Raw genomic sequence first — 24,812 nt, 5'->3', positions numbered from 1 at the left:
GTTTAATCCACAAAAATCAAACGAATATTTTCAAAACAGTGCTAAACTTAGGCTGCTATGACAAGAACAGTTGATGTATTACTACCACTTCCAATTGATCAGTTATTTTCGTATGCAATTGAGGAAAATACTGAGATTTTACTTGGAGATTACGTAGTGGTGCCATTTGGCAAAAAACGCTTGATCGGAATAGTTTGGAAATATAGTGACAAGAGTGGTCGAGCATTAAAATTTATTGAGCAAAAAATCGATTTACCAAATATTAGACCAAAATTGATTACATTTGCAGAGTGGGTTGCGCAATACAACTTAATACCTATTGGTATGCTTGCCAAAGTGATAATGGGAGGAGTGTTAAAAGTAAACCAAATAGATAAATTGGTTTGTGCTAAGCAGAAGCAGGAAATAAGTGAAATAAGTTGCCAATTAAACCCTGAACAGCAGATAGCTAGCGATAAAATAATAAGCAGTTTGAATGAGTATTCAGTGACTTTGCTTGACGGTGAGACAGGATCTGGAAAAACGGAAGTTTACTTATCCGCAATTGCAAAATTGGTAGAAACTGTAAACAGTGCACAAATTTTAATCCTCTTGCCTGAAATTGTTTTAACTTCACAATTGGTAAATCGTGTTCGCGGTCAGATATCAAAAAACTTAGCTGAATGGCACTCAGGGCTCACTCCAAAAACTCGCCGGAATAATTGGCTCAATATAGCAAGTGGAAATGCGCAGATAATTATTGGTGCACGGTCAGCGCTTTTTTTGCCTTATAAAAACCTAAAATTGATTATCATTGATGAAGAGCACGACTCATCTTTTAAACAAGAACAGGGAATTATATATAATGCTCGAGATATGGCGATAATCTTAGCCAAATTTGAAAATATTCCGATTATTTTATCATCAGCAACTCCACTGCTTGAAACGATTCATCATGTTAAAAGCGGGAATTATAATCATGTAAAGCTAACCAAGCGATTCGGTGGTGCAGAATTGCCACTCATTAAAGTAGTAGATATGAGGAACAACAAGCAATGGATCTCCTCTGAGCTTTTTGAAAGCATCAAACAAACCATAGAGAAAAAACAGCAGGTTATGCTCTTTTTAAACCGCCGAGGGTATGCACAACTGGCAGTTTGTAAAAAGTGTGGATATAAAATTTCCTGCTTAAATTGTGCTGTTTGGCTTACATATCACAAGAAAAAAAATGCTCTTTTGTGCCATCATTGCTCTTATCAATTAAAACTCCCAGAAAAATGCTCTGATTGCCAGAGTGAACAGTCATTTTCCCTTTATGGCGTAGGAATTGAAAGGTTACTTGAAGAAATGGTGAAATTAATACCAAACGCAAAAACTGCGATGATAAGCAGCGATCAGAAGTCGGTTAGTAACGTAATTGACTTGGTACTGAAAGAAGAGGTGAACATTATAATCGGCACACAAATAATTGCTAAGGGGCACAATTTTCCTAAATTAACTTTGGTTGGAGTAATGAATGCAGATTTGAGTCTCGAAAATTCTGATTTAAGAGCAGCAGAAAAGACGTATCAATTGTTGCACCAAGTTGCAGGCAGGTCAGGAAGGTTCAATGAAAAAGGAATGGTAATAGTGCAAACCAATAATCCTGAAAGTTCAATAATAAAAGCATTGCTACATCAAAAAAGGGACTCATTTTATGAAATTGAACTTAAGTCAAGAAGCGAAGCCAAAATGCCACCATTTAGCAGATTAATAGCGCTTATAATTTGTGGTAAGAATCAGATTGCGACACAAAAAGCAGCGAATGAAATAGTAAAATCTCTTCTCTGTCATACAAGTAGCTCAACTACTTGTATTCAGGAAAAAAATGTAAGTGCAGACAAAAAGGAATTTGAAATTCTTGGTCCATCACCAGCAGCAATAAATTTCTTAAATAATAAGTATCGGTATAGGGTGTTGCTAAAAATACACAATAAGCACAGTCTATCTATACAAAAGAAGCTGAAATGTTGGATTAAAAATTGTAACTTGAATTCGAGTATTGCAGTGATAATAGATGTTGATCCTGTGAGTTTTTTTTAACGAGTTCCGTTAAGCCTTCTTGCCAATTACCACAACATTCTCACTGGGAAAAAAATAATCAGGTACAACCATATTTTTTGGTGCAGGTCCCCCAATTACTCGGCCTGATGTGTCATAATATGAACCGTGGCAAGGGCAGAACCAACCGTTACCATCTTTTGTAGCGTGATCAATCGGCACACACCCAAGATGTGTACATATTCCGATCATGATTAACCATTCATCTTTTCCTTCGTATACTCTCTGCTCATCTAATTGAGGATCCCTCAAGCTCTTCACATTCACAGCTCTTGCAGCCTCAATTTCTTGCTTTGTGCGTCTACGAATGAATACTGGTTTACCTTGCCACTTTACTTTTACTCCGTGTCCTTCCTGAATTCCAGACAAATTCACCTCCACTGTGGAAGTTGCTAAAACTTCAGCAGAAGGATTCATAGACTTAATCAGTGGCCAAAGTCCACTTGCAGCTCCTATACCTGCCATAGCGCATGTAGTTAATGTTATAAAATCTCTCCTACTCTTATTTTTAGTAAGATCTTTAACAGGAGGTGTTTTTTTATCCTCTTTATTTGCCAGTGGTTTTTTATTTTTAGTTAAATTTTTGTCCATTGATCTCTACTTAGCCATAAGTATATATTTTAAATTAAATACTGCGTATTAATCAACAAAAACTTGCGCTTTTTGTTTAACCTGTACTACAGTTGAGAAGAGATAGAGTTTTCAACTTCAGAAATACTATCTTCAGTGGAATCAGGATCTTCAATTTTCGCTACTGACACCACCTTTTCTCTACTCTCTGTTTTAAACAGAGTGACTCCTTGAGTGCTACGTCCTGCAATTCTGATATCATTTACTGAAATACGAATTAACTTTCCTTTATCTGTAATAAGCATGATATTATCACCCTGCTCAACTGGAAAACTAGCAACAACATTACCGTTTCTGTTGGTAGTAAGAATATTGGTGATACCAACACCACCCCTGTTAGTTATTCTATACTCATACGCAGAAGTTCTTTTACCAAAGCCATTTTCGGTAATAGTTAATATAAACTCCTCATTCACTGCAAGTTTTAAGAACAATTCGTTATCTATTCCTAAATCATTCAAAGTCTTTTCCAATTTAGAATCAATGGAGTTATTAATTGCAGTCCCCAGTCTTTTTGCAAGTGGAACTTTTAAGTAAAGTTCTTTTGTTTCTGTTGCTACACCTATCCCATTTAATATGGTCATGGATATCACGCTGTCATTCTTTGCAAGTTTGATACCTCTTACGCCATCTGAATTGCGACTTTTAAATTGACGCACATCACTTACAACAAATCTGATACTTTTGCCGAATCTTGTTGAAAGAAAAACATGATCAATTTCATTGCATACTTTAACTGATATTAACTTATCTCCTTCATCGAGCTTGATTGCTATTTTTCCATTGCTTGGAATATAGTGAAAATCCGCTAAAGAGTTGCGCCTTATGTTCCTATGAGCAGTAGCAAAAACTATGTTTTGATTTTCGTCATTTTCACTTGGTAATGGCATTATATTAGTTATAGTTTCACCATCGCTAAGCGGGAATATATTAACAAGTGCTCTTCCACGTGCAGTTGGCTCTGCAAGAGGTAACTTATAAACTTTTAATCTATAAACTCGGCCAATATTAGAAAAGAATAAAAGGCTAGTGTGGGTATTCCCAACAAATAATTTTGTGGTTACATCCTCTTCTTTTAATCCTTGTCCTAGCTTTCCTTTTCCACCACGACGCTGAGTTCTATAATGAGAAAGCTTCACACGCTTGATATAACCATTCATAGTTACGGTTATCACCATATCCTCTTGTGGAATTAGATCTTCAGCTTCAATGTCCGTATCTGATTCCTCTATTGAAGTTTTTCGCGGCACAGCAAATCTGTTCTTTATTTCTTGTAGATTGTTTTTTATTTCTTTCATCAACTTCTCTCCTGAGCCAAGAAAAGCGATATATTCTTTTATCAGGTTGATCATTGAACTTAGCTCAGCTTCTAATTTGTCTTTTTCAAGGCCTGTTAAACGTTGCAATTTCATGTCAAGAATAGCTTTCGTTTGCAGCTCAGTTAATCTATACACTCCGTCTTTCAAAAAGCTTGTGCTGTCTGAGATTAATCCAATAATTGTGTTTATCTCAGCTGAAGTTTTCCATTCTTTATTTAAAAGTTCTCTACTTGCTTCCGCAGGATCTTTTGCACCACGGATGATTTTTATCACTTCATCTATGCTCAAGACCGCAATGTAGAGCCCTATATATATATGAGCTTTTTCCCTCGTTTTTCTTAGACGAAATTCTGTTCTCCTGATTAATACTTCTTTTCTAAAATCAACAAAAGCAGCTATGATTTCTTTTAATGACATCAAAGCAGGCCTGTTGTTGTTGAGGACTAAAGTGTTAACACTAAAACTACTTCTTAGTGGAGTTAGTCCCAATATTTGATTAAGTATAAAACTTGCTTCAGCATTTCTTCTGAGGTCAATTACTACTCTAATACCAGACTTATCAGACTCATCCCTAATTTCTGTTATGCCATCAATTCTTTTTTCTTTTACAAGCTCACCTATCTTCTCAATTAATTTTACTTTATTTACCTGGTAAGGTATTTCATCAATCACTATTGCTTGCCTATCTTGTGGCAGGTCTTCCATGTGAGTCTTGCCTTGCACAACAATTGATCCACGACCCGTTGCAAATGCTGATCTTATTCCAGACCTTCCAAGAATCGTTCCCCCAGTTGGGAAATCCGGCCCTGGCATCACTTCAAGTAACTCATCCAAAGTAACTTCAGGATTATCTATATATAACATACAAGCATCTATTATTTCTCCAAGGTTATGAGAAGGAATATTGGTTGCCATACCAACTGCAACACCGCTTGCACCATTTACCAATAGATTCGGAAATTCTGCAGGCAGTACAACAGGCTCTGTTTCATTTCCATCATAGTTTAGCCTAAAATCAACTGTATCTTCGTCAATATCATTTAGTAAGAAGTGCGACACTTTGTGAAGCCTTGCTTCTGTATATCGCATCGAAGCGGGTGGATCTCCGTCTATCGAACCAAAGTTACCTTGTCCATCAACAAGTGGTAAAAGAAGAGAGAAATCTTGGGCCATTCTAACCAAGGAATCGTAAATAGCTGCATCACCATGTGGGTGATATTTCCCCATTATATCCCCTACTATACGAGCCGCCTTTTTATATGGCTTACCAGCATCGTATCCAGCCCTTGACATTGCATATAATATGCGCCTATGAACAGGTTTAAATCCATCTCGCACGTCAGGTATAGCCCGGCTTATGATAACGCTCATTGCGTAGGAGAGATAAGAATCTTCCAGCTCTTTTACTATTGAGATTGGTACTATATTATCCTGCATTTTCTATATTTTGATTGAAGTAATTAATAATATTAACATTCAGTTAAGCAAATGGGCAATGACAGACTTGAACTGCCGACCTCCTCGGTGTAAACGAGATGCTCTACCAGCTGAGCTAATTGCCCCTTTAGATGTAATTCTATAGCTCAATATTATTATTGTAAACAAAAATAGCGATAAATTAGATTTAGGTAAGCTATAAGCTTTTATGAAATCTTTGGGTGCGTGCTGTGGAGTTTTATAAATTTTAGTCTTGCTGTCACTTTGTATAAAGGTATTTTTTCACTCACATCTTTCGAAGTTGTAGCCATGTTCAACAACTTTAAGTAGAATATTGTAGCATTTTTAAAATCTGAAAGTTTATCTAGAATAACAGCTAAATTATAGGTATAAAAAATATTGTTTTCATCAAGGGAAATAGCAGTTGTCATATACTCTTTACCTTTTACATAATCCTCCTTTTTCATATAAATCAGACCTAAATTTGCTAATAAAGGAGCATAATTTTTATGTATATCATACAATTTCAACATTTCACTCAACGCCAGATCAGGATCATATTGTGAGATTATCGTCAGAAAATTTTTTAATATGTAAGGGTTACTAGGGTATTCTTTTAACAGTCTTGTGTAAATCTCTACAGCTTTTTTGTATTCTTTATTAGCGTAATAAATATTTCCCAATCCAATTAAAGCATTTTTATGATAAGGAAACTTTGTGATGATCTGATTAAGGAGAGAAATAGCTGTTTCATTATCTCCTGACTCAAAGGAATCTTTTGCTTTTTTTAAAGTAGAGTATATGTCAAAACTCTTGCCAGAATTCTGCGCAATTTTGATATTAAATTTGTCACTTTTTCTCTCAATAACATCAAGATCTTTATACTTTTTATCAGCTTTTATATGCTTGACAACACTATCAAAGGCCTTCTGTATCTCCAAATTTTCACTAGCATAGGTAACAGAAGACCTCCATAAAATCACAACGCAAATTAACATGCAGACAAACATAGATCCTAGTGTTGTGGCATTGGCTGCAGTGTGTAACCAGTAAACCTTATTTCTTTGAGCTATGCGTAACACATTACAAATTCATAAATGCTAAATTACCTATCTCATACAATAATAAAGATATTATTAATGGCTTTGTTGCATAGCTAGTGTTGGTTGAGGTTATTGTAAGAAGAAAAGCTTTTTAATATATGGCTACTAACGCATTTTGTTGTAAAATAGGCATTTTTCAAACAAGTACAACTTATGCCACAAAAAATGAGAGTAAGTAACCAAAGAGAATATAACGAGTTTCTCAAAAAAAGAGGAAATGTTTTTCATTTTGTTAATCAAGCCATAGAAAATTGGTATGAAAATAGTCCAAAAGTTGCAGGTGGCAATAACACTTATAGTGATAAAGTTGTAATTTTAATACACATAATAGTTCATCTTTTTAGAATTGGCTTGAGACAAGCTGTAGGTTTTGTAAAAGGTTATATGGTACAAATAGGCAAAAAACTTAAGATTATCAGCTATACACAAGCTTCCAGAAGATTTAAAAAGCTTAATTTGAAGATTGATGACCATAGAAGCAATAAAGATGATCTGGAAAATGTTGAAATTGCCGTAGATAGCACTAGAGTTAGTATCTACAATAAGAACGGTGGGCATAGTAAGCTTAATATTCGAAAAAGAAAATACAGTGGTTATGGTCAAGTAAGAAAATTACATGTTGTTTTAAACATAAATGATAAGAAAGCAATAAGCATGAACTACACTAGTGGTGTTGCTGTAGACTATTTGCCGGTCTGCGATATGTTAGAAGAAGTCAGTGATAAATATAACATTTGTTCTATTCGAGCAGATGCGGCTTATGATATAAAAAGTGTGTATAAAGAATGCAGAAAATACAATATTGTGCCTATTATTCGCCCTAGGAAGGATACTAAAATTTGTTTAGCTGACTACTTATCAGAAAGAAACAAGTATATTAGTAGAATTAGGTCATATGAGAATTATGAAGATGGTATTAATGAATGGAAGAAAAAAGTTAAGTATGGAGCACGGTCTTATATTGAAGTCTTTTTCTATAGGTTGAAGCAAATATTTGGGTTTGGCTTGAAAAATAAATCAGAGGTAAATCGTGAAAAAGAGCTGTTAATTAAGTGCTACTTATTGAACAAATTTACTGATATAGGTATGGCTAAATTTAAATTAGCTGCGTAAATTCACTGTGATTTACATGCCTATCAGTGCTATGCAACAAAGCCATTATTAATTAGCGATGCTGCGTAGAATGCACTTATCTTTTGTCTTCCATATTTCGCTCTATTAGACTTCTTGCATAACCCAAACTTAAGTAGAAAAAAGGCAAATAGTTATTATGGCTCTAAGTTTACCGACGATAAGAACCGTCATTCAAGTAGCTCCTCCCTGCTATCTAAGTAGCCTTCTACTTGTATCTTGTCAAAAGCATCTAATGTTTTAAGCTTAAGCATTAGGTGGAGAAGGGAGGAACTCTGTGCTTCTTCTTAGATATAAAATCTGTAGAGGAGATAAGAATTCCCTTCTCAAAAGTATAGGCTGGACGGTATCGTAGAAAGACCTGAATGGTTCTAATTCTGTATTCACAAGACTAGCCTTACTTTTCATTTTTAATGGTAACGTATGGGGTTATATATGATCAACAACTTTTTGGGCATAGATATATCAAAAGATCGCTTTGATGTTTTTCTCTCATTTATAAGCAAAAAAGGAAAGCGTGAAACTAGAAAAAGAAGCTTTAAGAACGATGGTTTCAAAGTCTACTGAATTTTCTACACAAACATAATGTAGAAAAAGTAAAAACCTGCATGGAATCTACTGGTTGTTATAGCGAAGCACTGGCTGAATTTCTACACAATGCTGGACATTTTGTAAGTGTTGTAAATCCTTATTGCATAAAATCTTATGCAAGGAGTAAGCTGATACGACAAAAGAATGATCAGACCGATGCAGAAGTTATTGCTGATTATTGCCAAAGACAGGAACCTTCTAGTTGGACACCACCTTCTCCTGAAATGAAAAAATTAAAACATCTTTATCGTTGCTCAGTTGCGTTAAAAGATGAGTTAACATTAGTAAATAACCACTTAGAAAAAAAAGAGAGACTGCCTAAAGAAGTTGCAAATGCTTGGGAAGACCTTGCAATGAATATAGCTCAAAAAATAGAAACAATAAAAAACTCCGTACGTGAACTATTAAATCAACACAAAGAATTGTTGGAAAATTTTCAACTTCTATTGACTATTCCAGGCATAGGAGAAGAATCAGCAATAGCTATTTTAGCTGAAGTTTCTGATATAGAGGTTTTTAGAGATGCCAGGCAATTGGCAGCATATACAGGAGTTATACCACGAAATATGACGTCAGGTTCCTCTGTATATGCCAAACCCAGATTAAGTAAATCCGGTTCACAAACATTACGTAAGGCACTTTTCTTTCCTGCCATAGTAGCTAAGAATCACAATCCTATCATTATGAGCTTTTGCCAAAGATTAAAGGAAAAGGGTAAGCATAATATGGCCATCGTTGGTGCTGCAATGCGTAAGCTACTCCATATCATTTTCGGTATTCTGACATCCAAAAGTGCTTTTGATCCTAACCATATCAAAAACTACAGGGCTAGGAGGTTGACTGAAGGTTTAGTACTTTAAAATCAAAAATGCTTCCTATCATCTATCTTATGTAAAGTGGTATCTTACACAAATTTATTGAATGTTGTTGGTTAGTTGTATGGTCCCAGAGTGTGATGGTGTGGATTTAGTATAAATAATTCTGGAGACTGTGTCCACTGATAACATATAAATTCATAAGGAGTAAGACCCTTAAGAGTTTTGAGTCTCTTTGCATAATTATAAGCCATAACAAAGTTATAAAGGTGTTCTTTAAGTTGCTGGTGCGATTGATAGTAATACTTCTTAACTGTAGCATCCTTTAAAGTTTTATTCATACGCTCAACTTGCCCATTTGTCCAAGGATGGCTAACTTTTGTCAAACGATGTTCAATAACATTCTCTTCGCAAACTCTATTAAATATGTGTTGGAAAGCATACTTATGACGCTTCTGGTTTGTAAATTGTATACCGTTATCTGTCAAAATAGTATGGATTTTATACGGTAAAATTCTAATCAAATTACGTAAGAACTCAGCAGCTATGGGTTTTGTAGCACTGTTACGCAACTCAACATAGGTAAATTTGGATGTCCTATCAATAGCAACAAACAAATGTAATTTGCCCTCCTCAGTTCTAACTTCAGCAATATCAATATGAAAGTAACCGATAGGATATTGTTTGAATTTCTTTTTTGACTTAACTTCTCCATCAACAGTTGGTAATCTGCTAATGTTGTGTCTTTGTAAACAACGATGCAAGCTAGAGCGAGTCAAATGCGGAATTGTAGACTGCAGAGCGTAAAGGCAATCATCTAGTGGCAGTAGTGTATACTTGCGAAATGTAACTATTATAGCTTCCTCTTCTAGCGTTAAAACAGTCGATCTTGGACGCTTTGGACCCATATCAGCATCTTTCGTAAATGAACGTTTTCTCCACTTAATAATAGTTTTTGGATTAAGGTTATAATGCTTGGAGAGTTTTGCTATGCTCTCTTTTCTATTTTGTATTGCTCTACGAATCGTCTGTGTTGTTTTGGCGCACCCATGTAATATTTGTCCCATAACTCCTCCTTTGATGGTATTTTTTTCTCATATTTTATCATACCATCACACTCTGGGACTGTACAACTAGCCCCTCTATTCCATAGCACGTCAGTTCTCTACTTTTTGTTATTCCTCCTTTTTCTCTCAAAAATTTACTCGCCTTTTCACTCTCTTTGCTATCACATAGACGATACTTTTCACTTTCCCAGATGTAATACATTGGCGTTGCGCCGTACTTATTCAGTTGATTAACTTCAGCTCCAGCCTTTACCAGCTCTTTTATTATTTCAACTCCTGCTCCTCCCATCTTGCACGCAGAGTGGAGTGGCGTACATCCAGTGACATATTGAGTGGCATTTACTTCTGCTCCCGACCTTAGCAGCACTTTTACATTTTCTAAACTCTTTGCGAATACTGCACATTGTAGAGGTGTATAACCATTTTTATCTCTTGCATTTACCTCTGCTCCTTTTTTTATTAATAATCTCACTGTTTTGTAATCAGAGATTTCTACTGCTTGATGCAAGATCGTCTCTCCTTCTTCATTTCTTTTATTAATGTCTTTAAATCCGTTACTTGATACTTCTTTAAAAAACTTACTCTTGCTAAAACTCATTTCATACCTCACAAAATTAGCTTTTCTAGCGCCAGACAAATTTCTTATATTTACCTGCTGCTATTCAAGTCATGTCCTTTTTAGCATAAGAAAGCAAGTCCTTTTCTTTTTATTTCATACACTTTAAACTATTGTTAATATAATATATGAGGATCTAAATATAAGTATTTAACTTATTACACATATTGCTTGACTATTTTTCCAATTTCTGTGCAAATGTCGATGTTCGTGCCATTTCAGTACTCCTGGATAAAACACTAAAATATGCTTTTCTAATTCGTGTATTGAATCTTTTTGCTCTAAATCGTTTTTATAGTAAATGTTGTGTTCTGCTAAAACATATTTTGTAATCTTCTGATCAGTATAATTTTCCACTTTGTAGTTGCGAGTAATACTGAATCTTTCTAAAATTGGCTTGTGTTTTAAATTCCAAAATTGCTCAGATAGTTTGCTACTCCCTAGTAAAAACTTTTTTCCCCTCTCTTCTACGCTACTAACTGGAAAACATGTGTTTATTTCTCCTAAGCTCCAACTATTGTAAGTTAAAAATATGATATAAAGAAGATAAGAGGGAAGATAGTCCTATCTTTATAAGAAAATAGGGCTATCACGGGCGTGTGCGACCGACCAACTATTGGTATTACAACCGTTCGGATCAAGGTACACTAGCCCATCTCTCGATATGTTTGAATAGTTGTGTGGGACATAAATATGCACCCGTTTACAATCTTAAATCAATTAAAACTATCGAGGTTATTATGATTACGTCTTATCAAAATTTTATTGGCATTGACATCGGAAAATTTAAAAATGTTGTTGCAGTTCACAAACAGAAGAGCGCTGTCGAATTTGACAATGATACTGCTGGTTGGCAACGAATGTTTCAAAAATTTTCAGATATCCTACCTAATTCTTTAGTGACTTTAGAAAATACAGGAAAATATGAGCTTGGTTTATCACATTTTCTTATTGACATGAATATTGCTGTACATCGAGCTAATACTCGCAAAGTAAAAAGCTTTGTCCTATCTCATGGAACTTTAGCAAAGTCTGATCAATCAGATGCAAGAGCCCTTGCTCAATATGGGTTTGAACGCTATAGTACTCTATCTCTATTTGTGCCTATGTCAAAAGAACAAACAACCTTAGCTGCACTTTGTCAACGTCGTGATGACATTACAAAAATGAGAGCTCAAGAGAAATGTAGGCTTGCAGCACCTGAAAACGACCATATAAAAGAAAGTTGTCAAAAAACCATTGAATTTTTCAACAGTCAGGTAAATGAACTCAACAATACTATACAAAAAATTATTGATGAGAATCTAGAGTTACAGAAGCGCCAAAAAATTCTTAGAACAGTTCCAGGAATAGGTCCAAAATTATCTCAAGATTTTCTATGTCTAATGCCGGAACTTGGCTACTTAGGTAGAGGAGAAGTTGCAAGTCTTGCTGGAGTTGCACCTCATCCAAAAGAAAGTGGAAAAACTATTGGTTACCGAAGAATAACAGGTGGTAGAAGCAACGTTCGTGAAAAGCTTTTTACAGCTGCAATGGCTGCTTCAAGGTCTAAGTCTGCGCTTGGTACCTTCTATTCCAAGCTTGTTGGTAAAGGTAAAAAGAAGATGGTGGCTATGACAGCTCTAATGCGTAAAATCATAGTGATTGCTAATGCGAGACTGAAAGAAGCAATGAGCCTACATACTATTTGAATCTACAGTGAATATGTGCGTCCACACAAATTTAAAGCACATATTCACTAACCACAAAATCTAAGCAGGAATTGCTGTGATGGCTGTTTGATATAAAATTCTTTTTCTATAATGAATAGGTTTTTAATTACCAAAATACCCCTCATGATTGAGTAGAATTGTAGAATTACAATAAAAAGTTGTAATAAAACAAAATTGAAGAAATTTTAAAAAACATAGTTGATACGAGGAACTGAAAACAATATTTTTAGATGTAGGTAAGAAACTACCAGAAATTTGGCATAAGTCAGTTCTATCACGTCAGCAAAGAAAATCTTTTATTCGTTGTCTGATTGATAAGGTAGTAGCACACCGAATCAGGCGTGATTGCTTGCAGATACGTATTGTATGGCATGGTAGAGAAACTACCACTTTCCATGTTCCTATTCCAGTAAGCTCCTTTCGTGCATTGACTACTGCAACAGAAATGGAGCAATCTATAATAAAGTTAAGTAAAGAGGGTAAAACGGATATAGAAATTGCCAAGTACTTAGAAACACAAGGGTATCGTTCTCCCTCACAATCAAAGAATATTGTTTTAGAAAATACAGTAAAAAATATTCGGTTAAAAAATAATATTATGCGAAAAAAGGAGCAATCACATCCCATTAAAGTGCCTGGCTACCTTACTATTTCACAAATTGCAAAAATCCTTGAAGTTTCCAGGCAGTGGCTTTATGATAGAATAAGGAGAGGTAAAATAAAAATACAAAAAGACTATAGCAAAACCAGAGGCAAGTATTTATTTGAAGATACACCAGAAACTGTTAGAACCCTTATGGATTTTAAAAATGGTAAACTCAACAACCCAAATTTTTTATAGGAGTATCAATATGTATAATCGCACCATTGACTGTGTGCTTTTTCAAACACCAAGCGATTAATGCTGCTGAACAGCACCCACAAATAGTTTTTGCTGCCATCTTTTCTTTTTAAATTTAATCTGATATTAAACACTCGCAGCATGCCTTGAAACGCAAAGAAACCAAAATCTTTGCGGCATAAAATAATATCCTCCTGAGATAGCATTTTTCATCCTTTAAACTAATTCCAGCATACACTAATTTATTGAAAAATTAAAAAAAATGTTGTAAAATTGTTACAGTAGTAGATTTTGGTAAAACTTATGGCAGACTTAAACGCTAATATAGTTCTCAGTAAAGAAACTTTACTGCACCTTGCCGAGCTAGCTGAGCTCACTAAGCAGCCTGCTCAAGAATTAGCAGAGAAACTACTCAAAGAAGCAATTGAGCTTGAAATCGAGGATTTTTTAGTGTCTAAAATTTCTGATGAGCGTGATGTTGAAGGCGCAGAAACAGTTGATTTTGAAGATATTAAGTGGGACTAGAACGTTATAAAATTAAGTCTCTAAAGAGCGTTACTGAAAGGGATTTACCAAATCTTCCAAAGACAATAAGGCTAAGAGTTCAAAAGGCTATAAAAGAACGACTTACAGTCGATCCAATAAATCTTGGTGAACCACTACATCATAGCTTAAAAGGGCTCAGAAGGTTAAGAGTAGGTGACTATCGCGTGGTCTACAGGATAGATCAATCAGAACGTACAGTGGTTATCACAGAGATAGGACATAGAGATACTATTTACAAGAGATAAGTACATTCTTTTCTTTATTGAAAAAATAAAATGCTGTAGTTGGCTATATTGCAGCCTTACCCGCAACCTGACCAAAATTATCTAACATTTGATTCATAGCTATCCAACGATCATTTAAAGATTTTCCGTAAGAAGTGTAACCACCACCTAGATTTTGGCCAATTTGTGCACCAAGTCCATGTGCTCCGATAAGACTTTGCAGCCCTCCTAAAGATGAACCGATAAAGTCATTCAAGCCACGCGACGCAAGTTCAGAGTTTAAACTTGCAACTTTAGATAGACCATAGCTTGATTGATCAAGCCTACTTGCTCTTAATTGGTTGCCAATCATTTGATTGCTAATAAACTGCTGGTAAGGATTGCCTTGATATTGCGATGCTATTTGATTAATAAATCCTCCTGGACCATCTTTTCCTAAGCCCCCAAGACTATCCATGAATTTATTGTACCGACCATACAATTCTTTTTGTACTCCGATATTATTTTCAAATTGGCGATTAGCTTTAGAACTACCAAAAAGAAAGTCAAATAAATCTCCTAATACCAATTCCCGCTAGGCTTTGTTGCATCGCTAGCTATGATGGATTAAAGATAAAAAAGATGGAGAATATCAGTAGCTTATTATTCTGGTATTTATAACAAGAACGGTCAGTGAATACCTAAATTTGAGTAAAAGAAATTTCACTACCACTCACTAATCCGGCTAAAATTCAAGAATTTCAATGCTTTAGCTATTTTCAATAGAATTAAGTTTATTAATATAAATAATAAATTACTATTCTTAAATTTGATCAGATTGATTGCAAAAAAACAAGATTTTCAATAGGTTGCTTATAATCCTAGCTATAGTTAGCCTTTCATAAGTAGCGATGCAACAAAGCCCCCGCTATACAAGTAACGGATAGACAATAATGGAAAAAAGCCATACTGGAGTAAGTAAAATAGCGAGGTTTAAATGGCATTAAGATCAAAATTATTGGATGAAAAAGTGAGCAAAAGAAATGCTGAAGAAAGTAAGAAATAATGCATATGTTGCAAAAAAACTAAATGCTGTAATTGCAGCAAAAAAGCATAGTATAACAGCCGTAGCAAAAATATGTTGCATTTCAAGAAAGGCACTTACTGCATGACCTAAAATTTGGCAGAGAAGAAAAATTATTTGCTCCACCTCAACGCCGTAGAAAAACTATATTGAACCAAAGCCAACTTGAACAAGTTGAAGCATGGATACAAGCATCGAACAGACGAAATCTGTCAAATCAGAAAGAAACACACAAATTTAAGTTTTTAGTAGTTTTCAAGTATAGTTGTACAGGGAGCGCCTCTGCAGTTATGACCGACATTTTCAATGGTGCCTAAGTGCCCGTATGCAAGCATGGTTTTGGAAGGAACGGTCAAATCATTGATGGAGTCATTTAGACTACCTCGGTTAGGAGATTGTACTATCAACCGTTCCAAGCTGAAGCGTTTCCCTATTACAAATTATATGTAGGAGTTACCATGAAAAAAGCAAAAAGTAAATTAGAAATAGTGAATCCTAATGCAGCAGGAATAGACATTGGTTCAGCTGTACACTATGTGTGTGTACCTGAAGGAAGAGATGAACAACGCGTTCAGAAATTTGGCTGCTTTACTGAAGACCTTCATAACTTAGCACAGTGGTTGAAAAAGTGTAAAGTTACAACAGTAGCTATGGAATCAACAGGAGTATACTGGATTCCTTTATTTCAAATACTTGAGTCATACAAATTCGAGGTAAAATGCACGGCATGTAAAGAATGTACCTGGTAGGAAGTCTGACGTTCAAGATTGCCAATGGCTCCAACAACTGCATAGCTACGGACTGCTTCATGGATCGTTTAGGCCAGATAATCAGATGTGTGTATTGCGCAGTTACGTGCGGCAACGCAAAAATCTCACTGAAAGTGCATCTACACATATTCTGCGTATGCAGAAGGCATTAATTCAAATGAATATACAATTACACAAGGTTATTAGTCATATTACTGGGATAACTGGTATGAAAATCATTGAAGCTATAATTGAAGGCGAAAGAGATTCTGAAAAATTAGCAGAATTCAGGGACGTGCGAATGAAAAATGATCAGTCTACTATTGCAAAAGCGTTAGCTGGTGACTATAGAGAGGAACACTTATTCACGCTAAAGCAAGAATTTGAATTATATAATATTTATCAAGAAAAAATAGCAGAATGTGATAGAAATATTGAAGCCTATTATAAAACGTTTGAAACAAAGTCTTGTGAAAGCAAACAGCTAAGTAAGCAAAAGAATAAAAATAGCAAAAGTAAGCCAAGCTTTGCTTTGTATGAGGAACTGCACCGAATAACTGGTATGGATTTCACTAAAATTCCTGGATTTGATGTATTAAGTATACAAACCATAATTTCAGAAGTTGGTATAAACCATAGTAAATGGCCAACAGAAAAGCACTTTTCGTCGTGGTTGGGACTCAGTCCTGCTAATAAAGTTACAGGGGAAAAAGTGTTTAACACAAGAACACGTAAAGTCATTAACCGTGCTGCGAATGCTTTGCGAATAGCTGCTCATTCTGTAGGAAATAGTAAAAGTGCGTTGGGTGCATACTACAGAAGATTGAAAAAACGACTAGGAGCACCAAAAGCAATAACAGCTACTGCAAGAAAAATGGCATGCATATTTTATAGTATGCTCAAATACGGACAGGAATATGTAGAAAAAGGAATGGAATACTATGAAACACACTATAAAGATAGAACTGTAAAAAATTTGATCAAAAAAGCGAGCGAATTTGGCTACATATTAGTTCAACAAGAAGAGTTAGTTGAGTGAGTTTCTTAGGAGAAAATCCCAACATTACCATTAAAGAAACGAGAATAAGAATTCAGGAAAAGTTTGGTTTAGCAAGTCTACAGTACACCGTAATATGCAAAGAATGAAATTCTCATATATCACACCAAGACCAGTGCATAACGGACAAGATAAAAGTAAACAAGAGGAGTTTAAAAAAAAATCTTAATGAAACTATAGTATTTTCTAAAACGAATGATAAACGTCTAAAATGGTATTACCAACTAAAAGGTGTAAGTCTGTACATTGATGCATTAGAGGTCTGAGGCGACTTTTGATGGTGTGCCAACAATGCTCTATCGGATTTAGATCGGGAGTGTTAAATAAACTGTGTCAAACCGAAAAAAAAGTAATAAATTGATATAAAAAAATGGAGGTTTGACAATGAGTCAGAAAGTAGTAAACAGAACTACCGGTTTGGTAGATTATAAAGAATTAGAAACAAATATCCTGTTGTCTATACGAGAAGGAAGACCGTTGACAGGAAGAGATGGAGCATTAACACCGTTTATAAAAAAGTTGCTGGAGGTAAGCCTGGAAGGTGAAATAGAAAACCACTTGTCGGCTGAAAGCGAAGAGAATAATCGAAGAAATGGGAGGAATGCAAAGACTTTACGTACAAGCGCAGGGTCATTTGAGCTTTTGACGCCAAGAGATAGGGAAGGAAGTTTCGAACCACAAATAGTCAAAAAAAGGCAAACAAACTTACATCCAGAGCTTGAAACGAAGATTTTGAGCACATTTGCCAGTGGTATGGGCTATAGAGATATAGTGTCACATGTTGAGGAAATTTATGATCACAAAATATCGGTGGCAGAGATATCAAGTATTACTGACAAATTGCTACCAGTAATCAACGAATGGCATAGTCGCCCGCTGCAGTCTGTATATCCGATAGTTTTCATGGTTTTTTAAAGTCAAAGAGGACGGGCATTGCGTAAGTAAATGCATGTATAACATATTAGGCATAGATCAAAATGGCAAAAAAGAAGTATTAGGTTTTTATTTGGCTGAAAGTGAAGGAGCTAACTTCTGGTTGGGAGTGCTAAATGACCTCAAAGAAAGAGGAGTAGAAGATATCCTTATTGCCTGCGTTGATGGGCTGAAAAGCTTTCCTGCAGCTATAAACAGTGTCTTTCCTAATGCGGAAGTGCAGATGTGTATAGTGCATCAGATACGCAACTCACTGAAGTATGTGGCCAGTAAAGATGCGAAGAGTTTTTTGAGCGATTTAAAGAAGGTATATCAAGCTTCAAGCAAGGAAATTGCCGAGAATTATCTGTTGGAATTAGATGAAAAATGGGACACAAAGTACCCTATGGTTATAAAATCTTGGCAGAATAATTGGGAAAACTTGTCTGGTTATTTTAAGTATTCTGGTCCAGTTAGGAGGATAATCTACACCACCAATCCCATAGAGGGGCTACATAGGCAAATTAGGAAATTCACTAAGACCAAAGGCTCATTTACCAGCATAAATGCCTTGTATAAGCAGGTATATTGTGCTATAAAGAAGGCAGAGGAAAAGTGGACGATGCCTGTACATGATTGGGCATTAACTATCTCTCAACTTGATGTTTTCTTTCCTGGCAGATTGAAAATTGAGTTGAACTAAAAATGCGGTTTGACACAGTTTATTTAATACTCCCTTAGTGAATATTTTTGACGCGGTGAAATGGGTAATTTATGGATAGTCTATTTCATTTTAACTCCTGGCACGCTTTAGTAATACTATCACATCCAATTTCTAATTGTTCCTGAGAGGTTGCATAAGAAATTCTGATAAAATTTTCTAGACCAAACGCAATTCCTGGAACCACAGCAACTAAATGATCCTCTAGCAGGTATTCAGTGAAATCAAGATCATTATTTATTACTTTACCACTTTTTGTACTCTTACTGAGCAATCCTTCACACGAGACAAATAAATAAAATGCGCCTTGCGGAATGGATGCTGATAATCCCGGAGCAGAATTTAGCTTTTTCACCATAAAATCTCTACGACTCTTAAAAATCCTTGTTCTTTCTTTCAAAAAACTATGGTCACCGTTTAATGCTGCTGCTGCTGCTGCTTGTGCTATCGAATTTGGGTTAGAAGTGCTCTGAGACTGCAGCGTAGAGATAGCTTTTACTACATCACTTCTACCTGCAATATACCCTATTCTCCAGCCTGTCATTGCATAGGCTTTTGACACTCCATTGACTACAAAAACTCTGTTGTAAAGCTTTGGCTCAACCTGAGTGATAGTAAAAAACTTTTCGTCGTATATTATATGCTCATAAATATCATCTGTAACGACATTCACATGTGGATATTCAAGCAATATTTGTGCTATGTCTTTCAATTCATCATATGTGTACACAACTCCTGCAGGATTGTTCGGTGAGTTAAGAATTAACCATTTAGTTTTTTTAGTTATCCTGCTTTTCAATAATTCCGCTGTCAGTTTAAAATTTTGTTTGCATTCCACTACAACTGGTAAGCCCCCAAAAAGATTTACCATATCAACATATGAAACCCAATAAGGAGCTGGAATAATAACTTCATCTCCAGAGTTAATTGTTGCCATAAACAAATTGAATAACACCTGCTTAGCGCCAGTACCAACACAGATTTGGTTAAACGTGTACTCGAGGTTATTATCCCTTCTTAACTTATTAATTATTGCTTCTTTCAGCTCACGCGTTCCATCAACAGCAGTATACTTAGTTTTACCTTCACTTATTGCTTGAATAGCTGCTTTTTTTATATGATCTGGAGTATCAAAATCCGGTTCTCCTGCAGCTAAAACACAGATCTTTTTTCCTTTATTTTTCAACTTATTTGCCTTATCAGTTACAGCAATCGTAGGTGATGGTTTTATTAGGGACATTCTTTTTGCAAGGTCTGACATATCTTACTGAAGCTAAATTCAAATGATAAACCCTGTACAGCAAAAAAGCTAGGAATTTTGTGTATTGTATTAGTAGCTTTTTACCAAATTCACCAACGCAGTGATATTTTCAACTGGAGTATCAGGGAGTACTCCATGTCCGAGATTAAATATGAAGGGTGAATCTCTAAAGCAATCTATTATACGTTTTGCTTCTTTTATTGCTTCCGTTTTATTATAGGCTAAAAGATTAGGATCAAGATTTCCTTGTAGAGGGATTTTTAGATTCGCTTTCGCCCATTCTATTGGGACATTATAATCTATACTTACTGCAGATACACCTGTTTGTTCGCAGTAATCCTTATAAAGATTTCCAGCAGACCTTGGAAATCCTATTATTGGAAAATCAGAAAATCTATCCTTTATTGCCAAGGTAATTCTCTTTGTTGGTTCGATAACATATTCTTTAAACAATGGTTCCGATAATGCACCAGCATTACTGTCAAATAGCTGAATAACATCTGCTCCAAATTCTATCTGTTTAATTAGATAAATAATCGTTGCTTCCGTTATTCGTTCAATTATTTCCTTCAAATACGAAGGGTAAAAATTTAATACTTTGGAAAAAGTTTTGCTGCTTCCACCTTCTATGATATATGAAGCTACTGTCCATGGGCCACCAGCAAATCCTATAAGAGACTTTTTTTTTGATAGCTGACTTCTGACTTTCTTTATAGCGTTTAGAATTGGTAAAATTTTAGCTTCAATGTCTTGTGGACTTTTCAATTCTTTAGGATTCTTTATAGGTTTTATTCTCGGGCCCACATTGCGCAGGAAATTCACGTCACAACCCAAAACATCAGCTATTATTAAAATGTCTGAAAAAATTATCGCCGCATCCACGTCAAATCTTGTCACTGGCTGTAACGTCAATTCTGTCACTAAATCTGTGTTGTAGCATATCTCCATAAAATTATTCATATTTTCCACTGCTTTGCGGTACTCAGGAAGAGACCTGCCAGCCTGACGCATTAGCCAAATAGGCACTCTTTCACCTGGCTCATTTTGTTTGATAACTTCTACTATTGTTGTTTTGCTGCTTTCCAATCTATTTTATCTATTTTTCTGTATACTAAAGTATAGTAGTAATAATAGTTCTATCAACAACTTGTTACTAACTTAAAATTCAGTAAAAATTGGCGTTGTTTAATTTGTGGATAAATATGTTAACAACTTCTATATGCTATTGATTTTCTGTTATGATTTATGTGTATAAGTAAGATGTTCAGAGTGTTAGTAATTTTCTTTTATGGAAAACATTTTACCATCATGCATTGTTACATAACTATGTATATGTCGTTGAAAAAACTGTTGATCAATTGTTGGTATTTTATATCAACAAATAATTCACAAATTAATTTGACATTATTCACATGCTTATTAAACATTTAATAACAGTTTTCTTGATAAATCTGATCTGAAAACGTTTTTGCCATTACAGGGAATAAATTGAGTAAAAAAGGAACCTTAGTAGAAAAAATAGCATATAGAATTTTTCTCTTCCTTTTCAAAAAAGCTTCTGTGTTGAAAAAGTGTGCGACTGAAGCATTAATGAAAGATCTGCCAGACCTTAATATATTTAATGGTCTATTAAAATTCCGCGATTGTGGTATAATGGATATAATGACTCCACGTACAGAGATATGCGCAGTAGACATTGAGTCAAGCGAGCGTGAAATAATAAAGAAGATAAAAAACACTTGCCACACTAAAATACCAATTTATAGAAATAACTTTGATAACGTAATAGGCTTTTTTTATGTAAAAGATGTTATTTTTAATAGGGATAAAAATTTTAATCTGAGAAATATTATACAAAGCGTAATATTTGTTCCGCCCTCGATGAAGACAACTAATCTTTTTGTTAGGATGAAATCTTCTAAGTCATACTTAGCTATTGTATTGGATGAATATGGTGGAACTGATGGTTTAATTTCAATGACCGATCTTATAGAGGAGCTAATACCAAACATTGATAGTGAGAACGAAATAAATTCAGAATATACCATTACTGAATTGTCTCAAAATAAGTTTGAAGTGTCAGCAAGGGTTCTTATAAAGGATATAGAAGAGGATCTAAAAATAGAATTACGTGACCCTGAAGAAGACTATGTTACACTTAGTGGTTTGATTCTTTCGATTGCTGGTAAAGTGCCTTCTGTAGATGAAGTCATTAAATATAAAAATGGTATGAAGTTTATCATCAAAGATGCAAATGAGCGCTACATTAATAAAATAGTACTAGACTTAAGTGATTACAAAAATTAGATTTGGTACCCCTTGTCGGGGAATGTCTTGCCTTGAAACGAAGAAAAAGTTGTAATAACCAAATATGCAACTCAAGGTATAGTTAAACCTATCTCCAGCAAATTATTTTCGCAAGTACAATGCATTTCAGTTTTATAGTACTCTAATAATAAAGAGGTCATATAGATATTAATATCTTTTGTATTTAAATTAGTGTCATTTTTTTTGATTAATTTGTCTACTAATGATTTGCTTATTGGTTTGTGTTCATTTAGAATTTTTATAGTTAATAGCATTTTATCTTCTGTTTGACTCAGTAAAACAGACACTAGTTCAACTTCCGCCACTGCGCTGGCTATAGTTAGCACCATATTAGAAATTATCTTATTTATCTTTTCAATTAAATCTTCCTTATTTTTTGCAGAGTATGCGTCTATTTTCCACGTAAGCTTTACTTTTTTTTTTAATAAATAATTTTCGATATTAGATTTGGTCTGATCAAAGCTGTAATTATCTGCTGAAGAAGAATATGCCTGCTTCATAACTTTATGTTTATATATTAAATCATCGGAGCTTTCTTTAAGAAACGACAATGCTTCCTTCTGCGCATCAGCATCGTTCTTATCTATTACTTCAAGCTCTTCTAAGCCAAACATTATTCCATTCATAGAGTTAGCAAAGTCATGAAGCAGCCGTCCTGATAGCAGCTCCGTTATTAACAGTATGTTTTTGATGTTTTTGTTCATTGGATAATTATAAATGATTTAAGTTACCCTATATTGGTAAACATATAATAGTCAATTAAGAGAAAGTTTCGTTGCACTTTTTATATCAAGGCATTAATATAGTATTAACAATTTTAAAATTTATAGAAGGATTATGAATACTTATATCAGATCAGGAATAGATCTTGAACTATATAATAAGTTAATAAAAGAAGTCAAGCCTATTGCTCAAGAAACTACTAGAGAAGAAGTAATCAGCGAAATAGGTTCATTTTCTGCGTTGTTTGATTTTGCTGCACTAAGTAAGAAATATGACCATCCAGTACTTGTTTCCTCAACTGATGGAGTAGGTACGAAACTATTGATAGCTCAAGAAGTGAATAGGCATGATACTATAGGTATAGATTTAGTTGCAATGTGTGTAAATGACTTACTTGCACAAGGAGCAACGCCTTTATTTTTCCTTGATTACTTTGCAACAGGTGTTTTGAGCAAGGACGTTTTATTATCTGTGGTCCAAGGCATTGCAAAGGGGTGCAAGCAAGCTAAAATAGCATTGGTTGGTGGGGAAACTGCAGAAATGCCTGGAATGTATGATAATAATCACTATGACCTTGCAGGGTTTGTGGTTGGTGTAGTTGATCGAAAGCAAATTCTTCCAAACTGTAGCATGATGAAAGTAGGTGATTATATAGTTGGCTTAGAGTCAGGTGGAATTCACTCAAATGGGTTTTCTTTGGTGCGCCATATTTTCAAAGGCTTAGGTATAAATTATAACGACTCATCTCCATGGAATAATCAGCTTTGGAAAGAAGTGTTGCTCGAACCAACAAAAATATATGTTGATTCTTTGTTGCCTATTATGCCAAAGGTAAAAGGCATTGCACATATAACAGGTGGTGGCTTGATAGATAATATTCCGCGGATTCTTCCAAAAAACTTATTTGCAAACATAGACATTAATTCCTGGAAATGGCCAGATATATTTTTATGGCTAACAAAGGAGGGTAAAATAGAGAAGAAAGAAATGCTAAAAACATTTAATTGTGGTATTGGCATGGTATTGATCGTAAGTCCTGAGAATATGCAAAACGTGAAAAATCATTTCCAAAAACGTGGAGAAAAAATTGAAATTATTGGAAAACTTGATGAGGCATGTAACCCTCCACTTGATAGAGTAGTATTTAGTTAGTCTAACTTTACTGACAGTCTTTTTGCAACTTCTAGGTACGCTTCCTTTAAATCTCCTAAATTCAAACGAAAGACGTCTTTATCTAGCTTTTTATAAGTATTTTTATCCCATAACCTGCAGTTATCAGGGCTGATTTCATCGGCTAAAATGATTTTAGTACTGTCATTTATTAATCTGCCAAATTCTAACTTGAGATCAACTAAATATATACTTGCATTTGAAAATAGGTGGACTAAGATTTCGTTGATTTTTAAAGTTGTAGTTTTAACTTCATCCATTTCTTTGCTAGATAGCCAATCAAAATACAGTATGTGATTTTCATTCACCATTGGGTCGGCTAGGTCATCATTTTTGTAAAAAAACTCGATTATAGGAGATGTAAGTGCCTCACCTTCTTTGATATTAAAACGTTTGCAAAAGCTGCCAGCTGCAACATTTCTAACTACCACCTCAAGAGGTATTATCTTGAGCTTTTTGACTAGCTGTTCTCTTTCGTTTAGAGTTTTTATAAAGTGCGTGCTAGTTCCTGCTTCTTCAAGCTTTTCCATGATAAAAGCACTAACATGATTATTAATTATTCCTTTGCCCTCAATAATTTCATATTTTTTCTTATTGAATGCTGTAACATCATCTTTAAAGTGCTGTATAACAGTTGATGAGTCTTCAGTTTCAATAATGGCTTTCGCTTTACCTTCGTATATTGTTTTATTCAGTGACATGCTTAATTTAACTATA

The 24,812-nt window shown here is 34.8% G+C and carries 16 protein-coding genes, 1 tRNA gene and 8 pseudogenes; 13 read left to right on the top strand and 12 right to left on the bottom strand.

Annotated elements, in window-relative coordinates; all coding sequences use genetic code 11:
* The first annotated feature begins 57 nt into the window (after positions 1–57).
* Complete coding sequence (gene priA, locus ABWU38_RS00240) at positions 58–2,061, top strand: primosomal protein N' (protein WP_353272275.1); 2,004 nt, start codon at positions 58–60, stop codon at positions 2,059–2,061.
* A 9-nt stretch (positions 2,062–2,070) separates the two neighbouring features.
* Here priA and petA read toward each other — a convergent pair whose 3' ends face one another.
* The 4 genes from petA to ABWU38_RS00220 all read right to left on the bottom strand — a co-directional run bounded on the left by petA (position 2,071) and on the right by ABWU38_RS00220 (position 6,547).
* Entirely contained in the window at positions 2,071–2,670 is a 600-nt protein-coding gene (gene petA / locus ABWU38_RS00235) for a ubiquinol-cytochrome c reductase iron-sulfur subunit (RefSeq protein WP_353272274.1), read from the bottom strand.
* Positions 2,671–2,756: 86 nt separating this feature from the next.
* The gene (gene gyrA, locus ABWU38_RS00230; RefSeq protein ID WP_353272273.1) at positions 2,757–5,465 is read right to left on the bottom strand and encodes a DNA gyrase subunit A; all 2,709 of its coding nucleotides are present in this window, start codon (positions 5,463–5,465) and stop codon (positions 2,757–2,759) included.
* A 52-nt stretch (positions 5,466–5,517) separates the two neighbouring features.
* Positions 5,518–5,590: transfer RNA gene (locus tag ABWU38_RS00225), tRNA-Val, on the bottom strand.
* 81 nt (positions 5,591–5,671) lie between these two features.
* The gene (locus ABWU38_RS00220; protein WP_353272272.1) at positions 5,672–6,547 is read right to left on the bottom strand and encodes a tetratricopeptide repeat protein; all 876 of its coding nucleotides are present in this window, start codon (positions 6,545–6,547) and stop codon (positions 5,672–5,674) included.
* A gap of 174 nt (positions 6,548–6,721) precedes the next feature.
* Between ABWU38_RS00220 and ABWU38_RS00215 the strand changes: the two genes are divergently transcribed.
* Together ABWU38_RS00215 and ABWU38_RS00210 are read left to right on the top strand one after the other, a co-directional pair.
* Positions 6,722–7,681 carry an IS5 family transposase gene (locus ABWU38_RS00215; RefSeq protein WP_353272271.1) on the top strand — a complete coding sequence of 320 codons (960 nt, stop codon included), beginning with the start codon at positions 6,722–6,724 and terminating at the stop codon, positions 7,679–7,681.
* Positions 7,682–8,134: 453 nt separating this feature from the next.
* Positions 8,135–9,150, top strand: a pseudogene (locus ABWU38_RS00210) (IS110 family transposase).
* 71 nt (positions 9,151–9,221) lie between these two features.
* Here the strand turns inward: ABWU38_RS00210 and ABWU38_RS00205 are convergent.
* The 3 genes and pseudogenes from ABWU38_RS00205 to ABWU38_RS00195 all read right to left on the bottom strand — a co-directional run.
* Complete coding sequence (locus tag ABWU38_RS00205; protein ID WP_353272270.1) at positions 9,222–10,172, bottom strand: IS481 family transposase; 951 nt, start codon at positions 10,170–10,172, stop codon at positions 9,222–9,224.
* A gap of 64 nt (positions 10,173–10,236) precedes the next feature.
* A pseudogene (locus ABWU38_RS00200) lies at positions 10,237–10,770 on the bottom strand (ankyrin repeat domain-containing protein); the annotation flags it as partial.
* Between the two features lie 168 nt (positions 10,771–10,938).
* A pseudogene (locus tag ABWU38_RS00195) lies at positions 10,939–11,307 on the bottom strand (phage tail protein); the annotation flags it as partial.
* Between the two features lie 221 nt (positions 11,308–11,528).
* Here ABWU38_RS00195 and ABWU38_RS00190 point away from each other — a divergent pair.
* From ABWU38_RS00190 to ABWU38_RS00175, 4 genes are all read left to right on the top strand, one after another.
* Positions 11,529–12,479 carry an IS110 family transposase gene (locus ABWU38_RS00190; RefSeq protein ID WP_151808084.1) on the top strand — a complete coding sequence of 317 codons (951 nt, stop codon included), beginning with the start codon at positions 11,529–11,531 and terminating at the stop codon, positions 12,477–12,479.
* Between the two features lie 370 nt (positions 12,480–12,849).
* Complete coding sequence (locus ABWU38_RS00185) at positions 12,850–13,341, top strand: helix-turn-helix domain-containing protein (RefSeq protein ID WP_353272269.1); 492 nt, start codon at positions 12,850–12,852, stop codon at positions 13,339–13,341.
* A 303-nt stretch (positions 13,342–13,644) separates the two neighbouring features.
* Complete coding sequence (locus ABWU38_RS00180) at positions 13,645–13,866, top strand: hypothetical protein (protein WP_253309216.1); 222 nt, start codon at positions 13,645–13,647, stop codon at positions 13,864–13,866.
* Positions 13,857–14,132: a type II toxin-antitoxin system RelE family toxin gene (locus ABWU38_RS00175; RefSeq protein WP_353272268.1), complete on the top strand. Its 276-nt coding sequence runs from the start codon at positions 13,857–13,859 to the stop codon at positions 14,130–14,132. The genes ABWU38_RS00180 and ABWU38_RS00175 overlap by 10 nt, the downstream gene beginning before the upstream one ends.
* A 43-nt stretch (positions 14,133–14,175) precedes the next feature.
* Here ABWU38_RS00175 and ABWU38_RS00170 read toward each other — a convergent pair whose 3' ends face one another.
* Positions 14,176–14,679, bottom strand: coding sequence for a hypothetical protein (locus ABWU38_RS00170; protein ID WP_253309214.1), 504 nt, complete (start codon positions 14,677–14,679; stop codon positions 14,176–14,178).
* Between the two features lie 408 nt (positions 14,680–15,087).
* Here ABWU38_RS00170 and ABWU38_RS00165 point away from each other — a divergent pair.
* From ABWU38_RS00165 to ABWU38_RS00150, 4 pseudogenes are all read left to right on the top strand, one after another.
* A pseudogene (locus tag ABWU38_RS00165) lies at positions 15,088–15,365 on the top strand (IS630 family transposase); the annotation flags it as partial.
* A gap of 267 nt (positions 15,366–15,632) precedes the next feature.
* Positions 15,633–16,962: pseudogene (locus ABWU38_RS00160) on the top strand (IS110 family transposase).
* A 14-nt stretch (positions 16,963–16,976) separates the two neighbouring features.
* Positions 16,977–17,140: pseudogene (locus ABWU38_RS00155) on the top strand (helix-turn-helix domain-containing protein); the annotation flags it as partial.
* A 224-nt stretch (positions 17,141–17,364) separates the two neighbouring features.
* Positions 17,365–18,595 (top strand): annotated as a pseudogene (locus ABWU38_RS00150) (IS256 family transposase).
* A gap of 85 nt (positions 18,596–18,680) precedes the next feature.
* On the opposite strand, the gene ABWU38_RS00145 reads toward ABWU38_RS00150, so the two are convergent.
* Positions 18,681–19,874: a pyridoxal phosphate-dependent aminotransferase gene (locus ABWU38_RS00145; RefSeq protein WP_264687845.1), complete on the bottom strand. Its 1,194-nt coding sequence runs from the start codon at positions 19,872–19,874 to the stop codon at positions 18,681–18,683.
* A gap of 69 nt (positions 19,875–19,943) precedes the next feature.
* The gene (hemE, locus tag ABWU38_RS00140; RefSeq protein ID WP_264687846.1) at positions 19,944–20,960 is read right to left on the bottom strand and encodes a uroporphyrinogen decarboxylase; all 1,017 of its coding nucleotides are present in this window, start codon (positions 20,958–20,960) and stop codon (positions 19,944–19,946) included.
* Between the two features lie 402 nt (positions 20,961–21,362).
* Here hemE and ABWU38_RS00135 point away from each other — a divergent pair, with 402 nt between their 5' ends.
* The gene (locus ABWU38_RS00135; RefSeq protein ID WP_353272267.1) at positions 21,363–22,181 is read left to right on the top strand and encodes a transporter associated domain-containing protein; all 819 of its coding nucleotides are present in this window, start codon (positions 21,363–21,365) and stop codon (positions 22,179–22,181) included.
* Between the two features lie 434 nt (positions 22,182–22,615).
* Here ABWU38_RS00135 and ABWU38_RS08375 read toward each other — a convergent pair.
* Positions 22,616–22,906, bottom strand: a pseudogene (locus ABWU38_RS08375) (hypothetical protein); the annotation flags it as partial.
* A gap of 133 nt (positions 22,907–23,039) precedes the next feature.
* Here ABWU38_RS08375 and purM point away from each other — a divergent pair.
* Positions 23,040–24,077 (top strand): phosphoribosylformylglycinamidine cyclo-ligase, encoded by a 1,038-nt coding sequence (gene purM, locus ABWU38_RS00125; RefSeq protein ID WP_353272266.1) that lies wholly within the window; start codon positions 23,040–23,042, stop codon positions 24,075–24,077.
* On the opposite strand, the gene purC is transcribed toward purM, so the two are convergent.
* A complete protein-coding gene (gene purC / locus ABWU38_RS00120; RefSeq protein WP_253307224.1) occupies positions 24,074–24,796 on the bottom strand; it encodes a phosphoribosylaminoimidazolesuccinocarboxamide synthase in 723 nt (240 codons plus the stop codon). The genes purM and purC overlap by 4 nt on opposite strands.
* Positions 24,797–24,812: the final 16 nt, after the last annotated feature.

It is taken from the genome of Wolbachia endosymbiont (group A) of Urophora cardui, from assembly GCF_964028435.1.
GTDB lineage: Bacteria > Pseudomonadota > Alphaproteobacteria > Rickettsiales > Anaplasmataceae > Wolbachia.
Note: the sequence above shows the minus strand (reverse complement) of the source record. Positions and strands in the feature narration are given on the sequence as shown.

Coding starts and splice junctions, on each gene's coding strand:
- ABWU38_RS00215 (WP_353272271.1), top strand. CDS start 6,722: ATGCCACAAAAAATGAGAGTAAGTAACCAAAGAGAATATAACGAGTTT.
- purC (WP_253307224.1), bottom strand. CDS start 24,796: ATGTCACTGAATAAAACAATATACGAAGGTAAAGCGAAAGCCATTATT.
- gyrA (WP_353272273.1), bottom strand. CDS start 5,465: ATGCAGGATAATATAGTACCAATCTCAATAGTAAAAGAGCTGGAAGAT.
- ABWU38_RS00145 (WP_264687845.1), bottom strand. CDS start 19,874: ATGTCAGACCTTGCAAAAAGAATGTCCCTAATAAAACCATCACCTACG.
- ABWU38_RS00180 (WP_253309216.1), top strand. CDS start 13,645: ATGGCAGACTTAAACGCTAATATAGTTCTCAGTAAAGAAACTTTACTG.
- purM (WP_353272266.1), top strand. CDS start 23,040: ATGAATACTTATATCAGATCAGGAATAGATCTTGAACTATATAATAAG.
- petA (WP_353272274.1), bottom strand. CDS start 2,670: ATGGACAAAAATTTAACTAAAAATAAAAAACCACTGGCAAATAAAGAG.
- ABWU38_RS00205 (WP_353272270.1), bottom strand. CDS start 10,172: ATGGGACAAATATTACATGGGTGCGCCAAAACAACACAGACGATTCGT.
- ABWU38_RS00190 (WP_151808084.1), top strand. CDS start 11,529: ATGATTACGTCTTATCAAAATTTTATTGGCATTGACATCGGAAAATTT.
- priA (WP_353272275.1), top strand. CDS start 58: ATGACAAGAACAGTTGATGTATTACTACCACTTCCAATTGATCAGTTA.